Origin of the sequence: Mucilaginibacter gilvus, from assembly GCF_004054195.1 — a bacterium.
GTDB classification, from domain to species: domain Bacteria; phylum Bacteroidota; class Bacteroidia; order Sphingobacteriales; family Sphingobacteriaceae; genus Mucilaginibacter; species Mucilaginibacter gilvus.
Genome location: NZ_SBIW01000001.1, coordinates 315,671 through 332,541, shown reverse-complemented (window position 1 = coordinate 332,541; position 16,871 = coordinate 315,671). Strand labels below are relative to the sequence as shown.

At 46.5% G+C, this 16,871-nt stretch carries 14 protein-coding genes; 6 read left to right on the top strand and 8 right to left on the bottom strand.

Going from position 1 to position 16,871, the window contains the following annotated elements:
• The first annotated feature begins 44 nt into the window (after window positions 1-44).
• Genes EPL05_RS01515 through EPL05_RS01500 form a run of 4 tightly spaced genes read left to right on the top strand, consistent with a single transcriptional unit; the run spans window position 45 to window position 2,928 of the window.
• Complete coding sequence (locus EPL05_RS01515; protein WP_128531745.1) at window positions 45-1,211, top strand: MFS transporter; 1,167 nt, start codon at window positions 45-47, stop codon at window positions 1,209-1,211.
• A gap of 13 nt (window positions 1,212-1,224) precedes the next feature.
• The gene (locus tag EPL05_RS01510) at window positions 1,225-1,794 is read left to right on the top strand and encodes a MarC family protein (RefSeq protein ID WP_128531744.1); all 570 of its coding nucleotides are present in this window, start codon (window positions 1,225-1,227) and stop codon (window positions 1,792-1,794) included.
• Window positions 1,795-1,799: 5 nt separating this feature from the next.
• Window positions 1,800-2,714 (top strand): hypothetical protein, encoded by a 915-nt coding sequence (locus EPL05_RS01505; protein WP_128531743.1) that lies wholly within the window; start codon window positions 1,800-1,802, stop codon window positions 2,712-2,714.
• A gap of 10 nt (window positions 2,715-2,724) precedes the next feature.
• Window positions 2,725-2,928: a hypothetical protein gene (locus EPL05_RS01500; protein ID WP_128531742.1), complete on the top strand. Its 204-nt coding sequence runs from the start codon at window positions 2,725-2,727 to the stop codon at window positions 2,926-2,928.
• 88 nt (window positions 2,929-3,016) lie between these two features.
• Here the strand turns inward: EPL05_RS01500 and EPL05_RS01495 are convergent, their stop codons facing one another.
• The 4 genes from EPL05_RS01495 to guaA all read right to left on the bottom strand — a co-directional run bounded on the left by EPL05_RS01495 (window position 3,017) and on the right by guaA (window position 9,714).
• The gene (locus EPL05_RS01495; protein WP_128531741.1) at window positions 3,017-5,425 is read right to left on the bottom strand and encodes an ABC transporter permease; all 2,409 of its coding nucleotides are present in this window, start codon (window positions 5,423-5,425) and stop codon (window positions 3,017-3,019) included.
• A gap of 344 nt (window positions 5,426-5,769) precedes the next feature.
• Window positions 5,770-6,981, bottom strand: a complete 1,212-nt coding sequence (locus tag EPL05_RS01490) for an RsmB/NOP family class I SAM-dependent RNA methyltransferase (protein ID WP_128531740.1) — start codon at window positions 6,979-6,981, stop codon at window positions 5,770-5,772.
• On the bottom strand, window positions 6,978-8,228 hold the full coding sequence (locus EPL05_RS01485) for an ABC transporter substrate-binding protein (RefSeq protein ID WP_128531739.1): 1,251 nt from the start codon (window positions 8,226-8,228) through the stop codon (window positions 6,978-6,980). Before EPL05_RS01485 ends, EPL05_RS01490 begins: the two co-directional genes overlap by 4 nt.
• Window positions 8,185-9,714 (bottom strand): glutamine-hydrolyzing GMP synthase, encoded by a 1,530-nt coding sequence (gene guaA, locus EPL05_RS01480; protein ID WP_128531738.1) that lies wholly within the window; start codon window positions 9,712-9,714, stop codon window positions 8,185-8,187. Before guaA ends, EPL05_RS01485 begins: the two co-directional genes overlap by 44 nt.
• A gap of 125 nt (window positions 9,715-9,839) precedes the next feature.
• On the opposite strand from guaA, the gene EPL05_RS01475 reads away from it, so the two are divergent.
• A complete protein-coding gene (locus EPL05_RS01475) occupies window positions 9,840-10,373 on the top strand; it encodes a GNAT family N-acetyltransferase (protein WP_128531737.1) in 534 nt (177 codons plus the stop codon).
• A gap of 189 nt (window positions 10,374-10,562) precedes the next feature.
• Here EPL05_RS01475 and EPL05_RS01470 read toward each other — a convergent pair whose 3' ends face one another.
• From EPL05_RS01470 to mgrA, 3 genes are all read right to left on the bottom strand, one after another.
• Complete coding sequence (locus tag EPL05_RS01470) at window positions 10,563-10,964, bottom strand: VOC family protein (RefSeq protein ID WP_128531736.1); 402 nt, start codon at window positions 10,962-10,964, stop codon at window positions 10,563-10,565.
• Window positions 10,965-11,115: 151 nt separating this feature from the next.
• Window positions 11,116-13,584, bottom strand: a complete 2,469-nt coding sequence (locus EPL05_RS01465) for a DUF5686 and carboxypeptidase regulatory-like domain-containing protein (protein WP_128531735.1) — start codon at window positions 13,582-13,584, stop codon at window positions 11,116-11,118.
• 199 nt (window positions 13,585-13,783) lie between these two features.
• On the bottom strand, window positions 13,784-14,773 hold the full coding sequence (gene mgrA / locus EPL05_RS01460; RefSeq protein ID WP_128531734.1) for an L-glyceraldehyde 3-phosphate reductase: 990 nt from the start codon (window positions 14,771-14,773) through the stop codon (window positions 13,784-13,786).
• 151 nt (window positions 14,774-14,924) lie between these two features.
• Here mgrA and EPL05_RS01455 point away from each other — a divergent pair, with 151 nt between their 5' ends.
• Window positions 14,925-15,449: a GNAT family N-acetyltransferase gene (locus tag EPL05_RS01455; RefSeq protein WP_128531733.1), complete on the top strand. Its 525-nt coding sequence runs from the start codon at window positions 14,925-14,927 to the stop codon at window positions 15,447-15,449.
• Window positions 15,450-15,562: 113 nt separating this feature from the next.
• Here EPL05_RS01455 and EPL05_RS01450 read toward each other — a convergent pair whose 3' ends face one another.
• Window positions 15,563-16,870, bottom strand: a complete 1,308-nt coding sequence (locus EPL05_RS01450) for a bifunctional folylpolyglutamate synthase/dihydrofolate synthase (protein ID WP_128531732.1) — start codon at window positions 16,868-16,870, stop codon at window positions 15,563-15,565.
• Window position 16,871: the final 1 nt, after the last annotated feature.

Sequence of the window (16,871 nt, the reverse complement as noted above, 5' to 3'; positions counted from 1 at the left end):
TGTTAAACGCAGAACCTTTTTTGTTTTCAACCCTTTTGTAGCAGATGAAAGCCAGCAAAACGCTCTGGGTGCTTGTATTTATTTCGGTGATCAATTCCATGGGCTTCGGTATTATTGTACCGCTGCTGTACTCTTATGGCAAAAAATTCGGCGTTACAGAGCAAACTATTGGCTTGCTTACAGCGGCGTTTTCCATCGCGCAGTTTTTTGCTACGCCGGTACTGGGTTCGCTGTCTGACAGGTTTGGGCGGAAGCCTTTGCTGGCCATTAGCCTGGTGGGGACCTGTGTATCATTCCTCATGTTTGGCCTGGCCAATAGCCTAATATTGCTTTTTGCCGCGCGAATATTAGACGGTATTACAGGTGGAAACATCTCTGTGGCGCAAGCTATGGTATCGGATATATCTTCCGCAAAAGACCGCGCCAAAAATTTCGGGATCCTGGGGTCGGCATTTGGGTTTGGCTTTGTGATAGGCCCTGCTGTGGGCGGCGTGCTCAGCAATTTTGGCGAGAAGGTGCCTTTCTTCTTTGCAGCGGGGATAGCTATGGTAGGTGTGTTGCTTACTATCTTTCTGTTGGAAGAAACCAATAAGAAGACGAAAGATGGGAAGAGTAAGGATAAGGGACATAACTTCAACTTTATCTCCCTAATAACCGTAATGAAGAAGCCGGTAATTGGCACCGCAGTATTCGTTGGCTTTTTGCTCACGATGGCGCAGTTCACCATGATCATCGGTTTTCAAACTTTTACGGTAGATGTTTTGAAGATTAACCCAACCAAGATCGGGCTGATGTACGCGGGTTTCGGTGTAACCGGGATCCTGATGCAACTTGCCGTGCCGCTCATCAAAAAACTCATTACATCTCAGGCTTTGATCCTGATGCTCTCTACCCTCGTATGCCTGGGTATGATGATCCTAACGGGATTTGCTACAGGTATGGTTCTGTTTGCTGTTGGCATGGGCTTATACGGCTTGTTCAACGGCTTGCGTAACCCCATGCTCAACGCTATCATTGCCGACCATAACAATGACTCCGAAAAAGGCGAGGTGATGGGCATCAATCAGTCCTACGCCTCTATTGGACAGACCTTAGGGCCGGTTACCGCGGGTTTAATTACGGCTATATCGGTGCATAGTATCTTCTTTTTATCTGCGTTATATATTTTAATTGCATTTTTGTTCAGTATTCGCTTAAAGTCGAGAGAATAAAAACCGAACGCCCATGCCACACTTCATTTTTAAAGAGATCCTGTCGGTAACGATGATCCTCTTTGCCATTATTGATATCCTTGGCGCTATCCCCGTTATCATCCAGTTAAGGCAGCGTTCGGGCCATATCGAATCGGAGAAGGCAAGCATCGCGGTTTTAGTGCTGATGATCGCGTTTCTATTTGTGGGTGATGAGTTACTTGCCATTATCGGGCTCGACATCTCTTCGTTCGCCATAGCGGGTTCTATCGTCATATTTATCATTGCGCTGGAGATGGTGTTGGGCGTCGACTTTTTTAAGGAGGAGGTGCCCGAGTCCGTATCTATCGTTCCGCTTGCTTTCCCGCTTATAGCCGGCGCCGGTACCATGACTACGTTGCTTTCCCTCAAATCGCAGTATCAAACTCAGAATATCATAGTAGGTATCATTGTAAACACCCTGTTTGTTTACCTGGTGCTCAAGAACGTGCAATGGCTGGAGAAGCTTTTCGGCAAAACAGGCTTGCATATTTTGAGGAAAGCTTTCGGGGTGATATTATTGGCTATCGCGATAAAATTGTTTAGGAGTAATTCGGGATTGTAAAATGTATGGATAGTTACCAAAGAAAGACGCGTGCAGATGAGCCAATTATTTGGACAGGCGACCTTTTGGATGATTGCACAGCCGAGTGGTGTGGCTTAATGTTACGTGCCGAATGGATGGATGAGGATTATTGGTGGTGGCGTGTTTACGATATACAAAAAGGAGGGGCCATAATAAACGACTCTAATAGCACAGATGAGCGTTTTATAAGTGGGGAAGCTTCAAGAAAAACAGCGGAATGTGTTGCGAAGCAATATATTAGTACTATATCCGCCAAGATGGCTGGGACGTTTGTGATTGCCGAAACATTTAAAATTACAGGCCGTGGGCTTGTTTTTGCCGGCTATATAAAGGAAGGCACTCCATTGGTGGGGAATACAATCGAGTTTGTTACGCCATATTATATATGGCATAGGAAAATCGCCGGGGTGGAAGCCGTATTGAATCCTTCTGCCAATAAAATAAACACAGGCCTATTGATCGAGTGTAAAAATGAACATGAGATTAATGAACTGAGAGAATGGAATCCAGCGAATCAAACAGCGGTAGTATTCGAAGAAATAGAGGAACGAGTTAACCAAAATTACAATATGGACGAAGGATTAAAAAACAAAGCTTACCTCGAAGGGAGTAAGTTGAAAAAAGCAGGCTATGATAACGAAGTGATACGTTCGAGGTTAGATAAAATGGGTATTCCGGAGGATCTCATCGTCCAGGTTATCAAAAACCTCAGCATCCAGCAACAGATTGATGCGGTGAGCGAGCAAACTCCCTTTTATAATGTCGCTTTAATTCGGGTAGGTATAGGGGTGGCATTGGCTATTATTTCTTATGTCCTTGTTCCCGGCGTAGTTATTTTGCCTATCGGCTTAATTGGCGGTGGGATAGCTTCGGCTTATTTGGCTAAGTCAAAAATGTAAATCAATACAAATGATACTGCTCGCCCTTATCCTTATCTTGTCGGTTGCAATATTCCTGGCCATGCTGATTGCTTCTGCTGTGAAGAAGATGCTGGTACGGTCGCAAAACAAGTACAGCAACGGCTTAAGCATCTTTACATTCGTGTTTAGCTTTATCGTTATCTTTTGCGCGGCTTGCCTCCTTATTGCTTATTTTATGGGAGTTGCCAAATGAAACAATTTGAAGATTTGAAAATAAGATGATTTGAAAATTCTTTAATCAGAATCTTCAAATCATCAAATCATCTCATTTTCAAATTGCCTTACTCACTCCGCAAACTCTTCACCGGGTTCGCCAGTGCAGCTTTAACAGTTTGTATGCAGATGAGCACCGCTGTAACAAAGGTTAATGCAAGCACCGCAATTACGAAGGGCATTGGTGTAAGGCTTATTTTATAAGCGTAGTTATCCAGCCAGTGCTGCATCAGGTAATAAGCCAGCGGGCAGGCAACCAAACCGGCGATAACTACTGTTCCTAAAAAATCTTTCATAAACAGCATCATCACATGGTTTACCGATGAGCCCAATACCTTACGGATGCCTATTTCTTTGGTGCGCTTTTGAATGCTTAGCGAGATAAGGCCAAGCACACCCAACAGCACAATAATGATAGACAGGCCTGTTGCCAGGTAGGCGGCGTGCTTTAACTGCAGTTCGGTTTTGTACATTTTGGCGAGGGCATCGTCCATAAAATTATATTCGAATGGTGCGCCGGGCATTACCTCGGCCCATTTCTTTTGGAGAATTTTCAGGCTGTTTTGGATATTGCCCGGGCGGAGTTTAACGGAGAAATAGCGGTAAAAAGTGGTTTGATTTACATTGTAGAAGGTAACGGGCTGTATTTTGCCCTGCATCGACCCAAACTGAAAATCGGCAACTACGCCGCAGATGGATAGTGGGTCGGGGCTGCCGATGGCTTTGAACTGCTTCCCAATGGCATCATTTGGATTGGTAAAGCCAAGCGCTTTAGCCTGTGTTTCGTTAATAACGACTTTGGCCGAATCGGCCTGCACGTATTGCGGCATGAAAAATTGGCCGGCTTTTATCTTTAATCCGTAGGTGGCGGCATATTGGTTATCTGCCATCAATGTTTGAGATGAAAAGCCTGCTGCGGAATCAGCGTCTATTTTAGTGGCACGGAAGCTGCCACCGTTGTTGCCATCTGGTATTTCCCAGGAAAGGGATACTGAACTGACCTGCGGTAATTGTGCCAACCGGTACTTGATGCCCTCCATTTTTTGCACGCCGGGTTTGCTCCAATCGCGCGGTAATTGGGCGTAAACCACATAATCTTTATCGTAACCCAGGCTTTTGCTAAAGAACAGGTTTATTTGTTTGGAAACTACCATAGCGCTAATGAGCACCACAGCAGCCGTAGCAAACTGGAAGGCAATAAGTGCCTTGCGGAAGATCACGTTATCCTTCACTTGGTTCAGTTTGCCTTTTAATGAGTCCACTGATTTAAGCGATGATAATACCAGCGCGGGGTATAGGCCGGCAATAAGGCCTATAACCAATGCCAACGCAAAAGGCAGCGGGTAAAAATAGAGTGGGAATGAAAACAAGCCTTTAATATCGGTAGCCAACAGCTCGGCAAAATACGGCCTGCCCAGGGCATAAATACCTAAAGCTACAACCGTTGCAATAAATACCATTAACACCGATTCGGTAAGGAATTGCCAGATGAGCTGCTTCCTTAATCCGCCCAACACTTTGCGGATGCCCATCTCCTTCATGCGCTGCGAGGAACGACTGATGCAGATATTTACAAAGTTGATAACCGCCATCAGCAAAATAAACAGTGCGATAAATGATAACGTGTAAAGCATCTTTTTCACCAGTCCGTTGTTGTTTTCCAGATAATACTTAGACAAAGGGACAAGGTAGGGGGTAAGATTGGCGCTAATTTGCTCTGGCGCATTCTTTTTCATAAGGCTGAGCATGGGGCCGTTAAGTGCTTCGGGTTTTACGCCGGGGCGAAGTTCTACCAGGCCAACAACAACGGTATTATTCCAGCCGTCTAAACTCCTGCCGATAAACTTTGCAGCCGCGCCGGGTAAAAAGAAAGTGCTGTTACTCTGCTCAATTACGTTAGTTACTGAGTTTTTGCTCAGTTTATCCAATACACCCTGTACCACAAAATCGTGCTTATCGCCTTTAAAGTTTTCGATGCTCAGGGTTTCGCCTATCACATCGGTTTTGCCGAAATATTTGATAGCCTTGTCTTCGGTTATCACAACCGAAAACGCATCGTTTAACGCGGTGCTGGCGTCGCCATGCAGCAGTTTAAAACCGTAGGTGACTAAGAAGGTGCTGTCGCCCACCTGCAGGCTTTCCCTAAAGTGTTTATCACCTTTGGTTACGTTTGAACTTACCCCGTCCCAATGGTAGTAATTGGCTACCAATGTTGGGTATCCATCCTTCAGGGCTTTGGGCATAGGTGCCAGCGCCTGCAACGCGTAGCCCATGTTTGGGTCTCTCCATTTGCTTTGGATGATGTATTGGTTTTCGGCGTTCTTCAGATCTGAATTGACGCTTGCTTCGTGCCAAACATAGGAGCCAACCAGCATGGTAAAAGCAATGCCTACCGATAACCCGAATATATTGATGAGCGAGAAAAGCTTGTGCTTGATAATGTTACGCCATGCGATGATGAAGTAGTTTTGCAGCATAGGTTGAAAGTTTAATACCCTAATGTAGGGAGGTAAAGGGCAAATAATGAAAAGATTAACATATTTTAACACCCCCTTAAAACTTAGGCGTGATGGGGGGGACGAATCAAGCTCTACGTAAATTGTTAATCGATTAGTGCGCTGTTAGGAGCTGGGTAGTAAATTATGCTAAGCCTGTGGATGTTCATTTCTTTTGACACCAAAAGAAACGAACCAAAGAAAAGCGCCGGCCACGTCCCGTTCTATGAAAGTTAGTGATTGATCAGAGCCTTTGCTAACCGAACGTTACTGATGCCGGTTTTTTGGTGTCGCTGGGTTCGTCTGAACTGTACGTATTGTGGTGGTTAACTCAGCTCTTCAAAAGCTCCCCCTTCAGGGGGTTGGGGGGTCGTTGCTTTGCCTGTCAGCCTCGCTACAAACATGGTATCTGCTTTGCGTTCATAGCCTTTTAGTACCTGCATTTCTTCCAATTTGAGGCCTAAATGCTTCACCATAAAATCTACGGCGTCCTCGTTCTCGGCTTTAAAGGCCGAGCAGGTAATGTAGATAATAGGTTTACCGGGCTTAAGGTGTTTCACTACATTGGTGATAATGCTTTGCTGCAGGCGCTTAAAGAAATCGGCTTTGTGAATATCAAACTGGCTGATCATCTCCGGGGTGCGCCCCCAGGTGCCCGAGCCGCTGCATGGCGCATCAAGTATAATACCATCGAAAGCATACTGATAGAGGAGCTGCTCGTTGTTCTCGGTAAGGTCCATCAGTTTCTTTTGGTACTTGCGCAAACCCGCCTGCTTAAAACGCTCATCTAAATTGGACAGGATAGATTCGCGGATGTCTGATACAACGAGCTTGATATCAGGTTGCAGGCTATGCAACAGGAGTGATTTACCACCCGACGCCGCGCAGGCATCCCACCAGCTATCCCATTTTTGCGGTTTAAAGTAATTTGCGGTCTGTTGCGACGAATAATCCTGCACCTCGTACCAATGCTGTTTGGCAAAAATGGTTTCTAAACGGGTGCCGTTGGGTAACGATAAGCAGCCGTTCCCTTCATCCTTAAATATAACTGATGCCTTAGTTAATTCGGCCTTTACTTGTGCCTCAAAACCTTTAGCCATTCGGATGTACAGATCGGGCTGCACAAAAAACGATTTTAAGTAAGCGTCTTTTTCGATTCCTGCGGATAGCTGCGAAGTCCAGGGAAATACGTCTTCCAGTTTGAAATCGGGGTGGGAGGTTTTTACGAGGTTTATCTTTTCATCAATGCCAAAGCCTATGCAGGCAGCCCATTCGGGTTTAAAATGTTGCAGAAAGGAGTTGGTTTGTGTGTTGCACAAAAATTCGGCAACCATCAGCCGGTCTTCGGTAGTGGTATTGTAAAGAGCCTTGCCTAAACGGAAGTAGTTGTATATTAAACGGCTCGCAACCTTACGGTCGGTGCTGCCCATTTGTTTGTTTTGCCTGTAAAAGCCGGGGAGAAATTTGCCTAAAGGCGTGTCTGCCGGGTAATCACCCAAAATGCGCTGAAATGTTTTAAGCTGGTTTATGGCTTTCATTGCACGGGTTTAAGTTCAAAGTTTTCGTAACGGAGGATATCCACGTGGGTATTTATCCAGCCTTGCCCCGGCTTCTTTTCAAAATGGAAGCTGTTGTGTAGCCCTGTAAAATCGTTCTGCTCTACGCGGCGGTAGCTATCATCATCGCGAGCCAAAAGCTGCCCAAAGTAAAGTCCCTCATCAAAGCCTTTTATGGCGAAATCGGTAGGGTCGGTACGGTATACTCTGCGGTACAGGCGAATAAAGGCATTGGCCTCGGGCGATTTGTAATCTACCTTATCAGTACTGGTGATATGCGTTTTGAGGCGCTGAAGCAAGTTAGCTTTTAAAAATGCGAACTTTTCCCAGTTGGGATGCCCAAACACGGTAACCGGGAATCTCCTTGATAAAGTATCTAATGATTTTAAGGTCACCATTAAAAACGCCTGTTTGGTTGAAGGTACTAAAAAAACACTTTGCTCTTTATTGTTTAATTGAGCTACCAATGGAGTTAGATCGCCACGCACAACGGTAAAGTTCACTACCTGGATCTTGCGTTTGCTCAGGCTATCTATAGTGCGTTTGAAAGGAACGGTGTAAAGCTTCTCGTCGCTAAAGCCAGAGTTCAGGATGTAAACCTTCTTCGGTTTCAGTTTTGTGGCTATGTAAGTTGCGGCGCCTTTAGCATGGTACTCCAGCGGCGGTGTCATGGTAACCAAATTTTGGTTGTTGAACAGGGTTGGAGAAGCCGGTGATAATGGTGATACAATGGGCTTACGCGAGTAATTGAACATACCCGCGAACAGCCTGATATCCTCCGGGAATATCGGCCCGACAATCAGGTCGCCATTTTTTACCTGTGGGTTCAACCCGAGGCTGTGTATAGCGGCATCATCCTTACTATCGTAAACCTGTAGTTTAAAGTTGGGTCCGTCCGTAGCTACAGAATCCAGCGCCAACTTAAAGCCCTGGTAATATTCTACCGACATGTTCGCCTTTTTCAGATCGGCAGAACTGTAGCTTTGCCCGGGCGCAAGCTTATCCAAGCTCAAAGGTAAAATAAGCGATACTACCGAAGATTTAGCCTCTGCGGGTTTAGGTTTTTCGGGTGCTTTTTCGGGCTTTGCAACCGGTTTTTCGGCTGCGGGTTTGGTAGCAACGGGTACGGTACGCACTTTTGGCGAGCAGGCGCCCACCAAAAGTGCTACTAATAAAATAAACCACTTATTCCCACTCAATGGTGGCCGGTGGTTTCGAACTAATGTCATATACTACCCGGTTAATTCCTTTTACGTTGTTGATGATCTCGTTAGAGATCTTGGCCAGCAGGTTATACGGTAAGTGGCACCAATCTGCCGTCATACCATCTACCGATTCTACAGCGCGGAGGCAAATTACGTTCTCGTAAGTGCGCTCATCGCCCATAACACCTACCGATTGTACCGGTAAATATATGGCACCAGCCTGCCAAACACTATCGTAAACACCCGCAGAGCGCAAATTGTTGATATAAATCGCATCTGCCTGTTGTAAAATATCAACTTTCTCTGGTGTGATGTCGCCTAAGATCCTGATAGCCAAGCCCGGGCCCGGGAAAGGGTGGCGGCCTAATATATTCGGGTCGATGCCTAAGGCTTTACCCACACGGCGTACTTCATCTTTAAACAAGGTGTTTAAAGGCTCAACCACCTTCAATTTCATAAAATCAGGCAAGCCCCCAACGTTGTGGTGTGATTTGATGGTGGCCGATGGCCCCTTCACCGAAACCGACTCAATAACATCCGGGTAAATAGTACCCTGACCCAGCCAGCTTACGCCCTGTACCTCGTGCGCGGCATCATCAAACACCTCGATGAATACGCGGCCAATGGCTTTGCGTTTCTTCTCCGGATCGGTTAAGCCGGCCAGCGCGTCGTAAAAACGCTGCTTGGCATCAATGCCTTTTATGTTGAGCCCCATGTGCTGGTACGAATCCAAAACAGATTGGTATTCGTCCTTCCGCAGCAGGCCGTTATCTACAAATATACAGTGCAGGTTAGCGCCGATGGCCTGGTGCAGCAATACCGCCGCAACAGATGAATCCACACCGCCTGATAAGCCTAATACAACTTTATCATCACCTAACTTAGCTTTCAACTCGGCAATGGTAGTTTCGATGAACGAATCGGGCGTCCAATCCTGGCTGCATCCGCAAATGTCTACCAGGAAGTTCTGCAGCAATTGTTTTCCGTCGATACTGTGCGTTACCTCGGGGTGGAACTGGATGCCGTAAGTTTGCGTACCGGTTACCTGGTATGCCGCAACTTTTACGCTATCGGTGCTGGCAATGATGTCAAAATCATCGGAGATCGTAGCAATAGTATCCGCATGGGACATCCACACCTGCGATTCCTTTGGTACATCCTTAAACAGCGGGTTGCCTTCTTTAATATAATCCAAATTGGCACGGCCATATTCCCTTGTGCTGGAAGCTAAAACCTCGCCGCCATGGAAATGCGCGATGTATTGCGCGCCATAGCAAACGCCTAAAATAGGGAGCGTTTTATGATGTTTTACAAATTCGAAATGTGGTGCATCGTCCTGGCGAACAGAATATGGACTGCCCGAAAGAATGATACCTTTTACACTTTGGTCAACTTCAGGAACTTTGTTAAAGGGGTGGATCTCGCAGTAGATGTTGAGTTCCCTGACACGGCGCGCGATAAGCTGGGTAAACTGCGAACCGAAGTCAAGAATGAGGATTTTTTCTTGCATGGGCAAAGATAGGTTTTTAAGGGGAAATTTGAGAAGATTTCGAATGTCGAATTTTCAATTTCAGATTTTTTATAGTTATGCTTACCTTGCAAATCAAAAGCTCCCCCTTTAGGGGATTGGGAGGCATGATACGATTAGCCACATTCAACGACGTTCCAACTTTGCAACAACTCATAGCAGAATCTGTACGCGGATTAAGCAGGGGTTATTATACCGAAGCACAGATAGAGAGCGCGATCAAATATATTTTCGGGGTGGATAGCCAATTGGTGATTGATGGTACCTATTACGTGGTTGAAAGAGATGGCGTTATTGCTGCCTGCGGCGGATGGAGCAAACGCAACACCCTCTTCGGCGGCGACCAGCATAAGGAAGTTGAAGACCCGCTGCTCGACCCGTCAACAGATGCCGCACGCATCCGCGCTTTTTTTGTACATCCCAATTTTGCCCGGCAAGGGATAGGCAGGCAACTGATAACCGCCTGCGAAGATGCCGCCCGCTCAAACGGGTTTACGGTAATGGAACTGGGCGCAACTTTACCTGGCGTGCCACTTTATGAGGTAATGGGCTATATGGCTGTTGAACGGATTGATGCTCAATTGCCAGATGGCGAAGTGCTGGGGATTGTAAGGATGAGGAAAGAATTCTCGTCAGTCTAAGTCTGTCGAAGACTCGTACGCACGGCACAGTTCGTTAATGGTTCGCCAGGCTCACCATGACACGTCCAGCATGTCGGTCTGAGCTTGTCGAATACTCGTACGCACGGCACAGTTCGTTAATGGTTCGCCTGGCTCACCATGACACATCCAGCATCTCAGTCTGAGCTTGTCGAAGACCTATCGCACTGCTTACTCAGCTACCCCTGCCGGTACCGAATGTAAGGCTACCCGGTTTCCTTCGCTATCTATAAATACAGCCATGAAACCATATTCGGGAGATATTTCTGTTTTGGGTACTACAATTTTACCGCCGGCTGCTTCTACCTTGTCTAAGGTGATCTGTACATCCGGGTTGGCGTTCAGGTAAACTACTGGCCCGCTATCTGGAGATGGTTTATAAAAATCGCCGCTTTTACAAATGGCACCACCTACATTTTCCATCGGGTTCTCGATGGGGAACATCCGCATCTCGAAGCCGGGCATCTCCATCGGGATCATCTCGATATCAAAAATGGTTTCGTAAAATTTTTGAGCACGGCTGATATCTGCTGCGGGTATCTCGAACCAGCTAATGGCGTTTTTAAAGATCATAACAGAGGTTGATTTTGTTGAAATAAATTTAAGGGTTTATTTTCCAATAATGCAAACACATTTGAAGCGAGATGCGTTCCACTCACCACTCACCACTCACCACTCACCACTCACCACTCACCACTCACCACTCACCACTCACCACTCACCACTAAAAACTGACCCCTATCCGCAGCGCATTATCCACCTTGCCGCCTTGGTTAAAGGCCATGCCATACATCACCCGGATGCCCGTGTTGGTTTGCAAGCCAAAGCCCAATTCGGTATAATGCTTTAAAGTAGGGGTGTAGAGGTAATTTACATCAAATATCTCCTGTAGTTTCAGCTTGCGGATCAGCGGGATCTTATTGGTAATAAAGCCTGAGAAATTATGCTCCAGGTGCCCTTCGAGGTATTTGTCGCCGGTGCTATAGCGGTAATAATCGAGTAGTAAAAAATGATTGATGCCTGAATTGTATAATAATACCTGGTTGCCAGAGAAGTGCTGGTAATCGGTATAAAACAGGCTGCTGGCATTAAAGAATTTACCCACGCCTACATAAAAACTCGTTTTGCCGTAAAAACCCAGCGGGATATCGGATTTCGATATATCCGCAGAAAGCAGGGTGTAATCCACATCCGAACCCAATACATTTTTAATGCCTTTGGTTATGTTAATACCGATGGTAGGGTATTTGGAGGGAAGGTAGCGCCTGCCGTTTGGATAGGTCTCGTACTTGTTGCTGAAATCGTACGAGGTACGCAAACTCAGTTTAAAAGATTGATTTTGCGGGAACAGGGGCGCATCTACAGCCGGGTTTAAAGGGTTGTTGGATGTGAATTCATTCCCCTTTGGGTGAAAGAGGCTATAGTTTGCCGTGTTAGGCAGCCATTGCCTGTCAGCCCATTCAACAGTGCCGCTTGCGCGCCAGCCGCCGCTGATGCGGGTGGATAGGCTTGCCGATACATATTGCTTTTGATAAAGCTTTTGAAAGTTCTCGCGGTTAAGCAAACTGTAAGCGGTGGTCATAAAGCGGGTAATTGGCTGGCGGTCGTTCATATCCACTATGCCCGAGCCACCACTTACGTTGAAGATGGTAGGGCCGTTGGATAGCGTAATGCCGGCGCTGCCCGTGAAAATATGATTGGCAAAACCGTAACCTGCCCGCCCGTATACCGAGTAATATTTGGTAGAAAGGAATCGGTTTACACTATCTAAGCCCTTGGTGTACGAAGCACCATAATCCAGCGCGAGGCCCTGCACGGTGTTGTAGTAAACCGAATTGATGATGGAGCTGAAGTTGTATGACTCATGATTGTACCGGTTGCGGTGGTTGTAGCCGCTTAAAAGCAGTTTTGTAAAGCTTACTTTGTTGTTCTCTTTGTCGAGCGAGTCGAGGTAGGGTTTAGATTCGCGCTTGGCTGCCAGCACAGCCTTTTTTGTATAGTCGGTTTTTTCTTCCAGTGTTAGCGGGATGGGGCGCTGTTGCTCCCAAAAGGCCGAATCTTTTTTGTTTATGCCTTTGGTGATACGCAGCACTTCGGCAAACTGCTTCCTATCCAAAGCGGGGTTAATGTCATAATCTTTGTATATCGAGATATAATACCCGCCGATACGGAAGCCGAATAAGCCGCCGGTAAACTCAAATTTAAGGGAGGACGGCATCCACACATTGCCCGTAACCGGCACAAACTCCTGGTTTACGGTTAGGGTATCCACAAAATTAATGTTCGATTTTTTGGTGATCGATAGCGCAAGGCCTTGCATACGCCAGCTATCGTCCAATATGTAAATGTAGCCGCTGAAGCATGGGTCGTGCTCGCGGCGGGGGGTAACTTTTATTTTGTTGATGGTTTCGCCATTCTCTATCGAAATGCCCATCCACTGATACCGGTAATAAAAAAGCGCGTTATCGGCAATGGGCGATACCAACGGGCGATTGCTCAATCCCTGCCAAACCTGCGAGTTCTCGTAAAAGTTTACGCTCAGGTCTGATGCCCGGTTAAAGCTGAACGCCCGGTTGCTGCCCGAAACTTTGGAAGAAATGATCTCCTCGTGGATATTATCCGGCCGCATAAAGCTCAGTTTGGATTGCGACTCGGACAGGTAAACAATACCCCTGCGGTTACTATCCAAACCGGCCTCGCGGGTAGCCTTCTCCACATCAAACATCAAAAACTTTTTTGGCGCTGCCAGAAGTTTTTGCAGCCCTTTTATATAAACCTCGCAGGTATAGGCATTCACGGCGTTTAAGTAGCCCTTACGCTTTTTTATGGCCTTGCGAATGATAGCGTATGCAGGGTCTTCGCTACCAACGCGTACGGTTACCTCCTTTATCTGGTAGTCTTCGTTCTTTAAAACAACACTGATGCTTTGGCTGGCCTTTAGTTCTACCTTGCGGCTTTCCTGTCGGTAGCCGATGGCTTTAAATTGGATATCGTAAGTGCCGCTTTTTAAATTGATACTGTATTCGCCCTCGCTGTTTGCAGATGTGCCTTTGGTGGTGCTTTTTATATAAACAGTAGCAAAAGGGATGGGCTTGCCGTCTTCGGCGGTTATTTTTCCGCTGATGGTGGCGTCCTGCGCCGATAATTTAAGCGAGAAAAACAATATAAATGCAAGGAATAGGGGTGATTTCATCAGGTAGGATAAAGTTTTTACTAAGATGGATGTTATATGCGAAAGATTTTAGACGCCCAATGTTAATTATTGTTAAAGCAAAAGGCATATTTAAGTTGCCTTAAATATGCCTTTGTAAGCTGGCGGTGGGGACACCGCCAGCGGGGAAGTATATTATATCCCTGGTGCAGGTGCGCTCACCGGAACTTTCAATGATCTACTATCCCAATATTCCCTCTATCTTTTGCAGTTCACCCGCAGAAAAATCAATATTATCCAGTGCTTTTAACGAGTCGGCTAACTGCTCAACTCTGCTGGCACCGATTAGCACCGACGTAACGCGCGCGTCTTTAAGCAACCAGGCTAATGCCATTTGCGCGAGGGTTTGGCCGCGTTGTACAGCTAATTCGTTCAGCGACTTTATTTTACCGATAACTTCATCAGTTACCTGGCTGGTTTGTAAAAAGCCGGTTGATTTTGCCGCACGCGAATCCTCTGGAATACCGTGCAGGTATTTATTGGTTAGCAGGCCCTGCGCCAATGGCGAGAAAGGGATACAGCCTACGCCGTCTTTTTCCAGCACATCCAACAAACCCTCTTCCGCGTCGCGAACGAACATGGAGTATTTTGGCTGATGGATAAGGCATGGCGTACCTAATTGCTTTAATAGGGCTATCGCTTTGTCGGCTTCTTCGGCATTGTAGTTGGAGATACCGGCGTATAGGGCTTTGCCCTGTCGAACGATGAGGTCAAGTGCCATCATGGTTTCTTCCAGCGGGGTATCCGGGTCCGGGCGGTGGTGATAAAATATGTCCACATAATCCAGGTCCATGCGTTTCAGGCTTTGGTCGAGGCTGCTCACTAAATATTTTTTGGAGCCCCATTCGCCGTACGGGCCATTCCACATGTGGTAGCCTGCCTTGGTAGAGATGATCATCTCATCGCGGTAGCCTGCAAAATCTTCTTTTAAGATTTTGCCAAAATTGGTTTCGGCAGAGCCGGGAGGCGGGCCATAGTTGTTAGCCAGGTCGAAATGAGTGATGCCACTGTCAAATGCCAGGTGCAGTATCTTACGGAAATTCTCCATCACATCCACATGGCCGAAGTTATGCCAAAGGCCAAGTGAGATGGCCGGTAATTTTATTCCGCTTTTACCGCAGCGGCGGTATTGCATTTTATCGTAACGTTCTGTTGAGGGTTGGTAGGCCATGTTGTTTGGTTTATGGCGATAAAAATAGGATTTTTTGTTTCAAACTCGAATTAAACGAATTTTTAGAAAGAGCAGAATTTATAGAGAAGTAGCAAAGTTCCCATTCAATAAATTCCTTAAATTCGTTTCATTCGAGCTCAGACCAACCACTATGCAGATCTTCGCGGAAACCGAACGCCTTATTTTACGTGAACTATTGCCCAGCGATGAGCAAGCGATGTTCGAACTGGACAGCGACCGCGATGTACACCGCTACCTCGGCAACAAACCTATTACAACAATGCAGCAGGCAAGAGATATGATCGGCCACGTCAGGCAACAATACGTTACCAACGGCATAGGCCGATGGGTGGTTATTGAAAAAGCTACAGGTGAGTTCATCGGTTGGGCCGGACTAAAGTTTATGACCGAAACCCGTAACGGGCACAGCAATTTTTACGATTTGGGTTACCGCTTCATCAAACACTACTGGGGCAAATGTTACGCTACCGAAGCAGCTATAGCATCGGTAAAATATGGCTTTGAGGTATTGAAACTAAAAGAAATGTACGGCATGGCCGATGTGGATAATATCGCGTCGAACAAAGCCCTGCAAAAAGCCGGGTTAAAGTTTGTGGAGGAGTTTGAGCATGATGGGGTGAAGCATAATTGGTATAAGGTAACCCGCGATTTCTGAACAAGGAAATGATGAAGAGCGTAGGGTCATCCTGAGCTTGTCGAAGGGGGGCTGGCCTACCCGCTATGGTTCGACGCGCTCACCATGACCCATCACACAATTTGTCATGAGTGTTATACCGCCTCCGCTACCACAAACGTACTTCCACCAACAAATACCAAATCATTGTCCGTAGCGGCAGTTTGCGCGGCTTTTAAGGCGTCTTTTACCGATGCGTAAGCCACGCCATTCAGCCCAACGCTTTCTGCTTTTTGCTTTAAACTTTCAGCTTCCAATCCCCGGGGGATATCGGGCTTGCAGAAATAGTATATGGCCTTTTTTGGTAACATGGCCAGCACCTTGGTAATGTCCTTATCGTTCACCATACCTATTACAAAGTGCAGTTGTTTGTAGGTTACCGAGGCTATGTTCTTTAATACTTCCGCAATCCCCTCTGGGTTGTGGCCGGTATCGCAAATGGTAAGAGGGGTGGTATTGATCACTTCCCAACGGCCGTGCAAGCCGGTTAGTCTTTTAACGCTTTGAAGCGCGGTGGAGAGGTGCTCATCGGTAATATTAAAACCCCGATTGCGCAGTTCTTCTACTGCTGTTAAAACGGTCTTCAGGTTTTTTACCTGGTAGCTGCCGGGCAGGTCGAGCTGAAATGTAAATATGGGTTCTTCCGAAAATGCAAAAGTGGGCAGCACTTGTCTTTGAATCTCTACAGACAGTAAATTCAAATCGCTGCTTTCTGATAATACATCCCATTCTTCAGAAGCGAACTCAATGGGGCTGTTCCCCTTTTTTGCCTTATTCAAAAAAACTTCCGATACCTCCGGCTGATGCTCACCTATCACCACTGGTATGCCGGGTTTTATAATGCCAGCCTTTTCGGATGCAATGAGTTCCAGGGTATCGCCCAGGATGTTCATGTGGTCCCAGCCAATATTGGTTATCACGGAGAGGAGCGGGGTGATGATATTGGTGGAATCGAGCCTGCCGCCTAAACCTACTTCTATCAGTGCTATATCCACCTGTTCTTTTGCAAATACATCAAAAGCCAAGGCAACTGTCATCTCAAAAAAAGAAGGCTCTATCTCTTCAAAATTGGTTTGATGTTCCGCCACAAAATCAACAACGGTTTGCTCGCTTATCATTTCGCCATTAATGCGGATCCGCTCCCTAAAATCCTTCAGATGGGGTGAAGTGTACAAGCCTGTTTTATAGCCTGCCGTTTGCAGTATTGCCGCCAGCATATGCGAAGTTGAACCTTTCCCGTTGGTGCCGCCTACGTGGATGCTTTTAAATTTGTGCTGCGGATTATCCAACCTGTCACAAAGCGCAATGGTGTTATCCAGATCTTTTTTAAAGGCCGAGGCACCCACGCGCGTAAACATGGGCAGTTGGGTGTATAGGTAATTGAGGGTGTCGTTGTAGTTCATT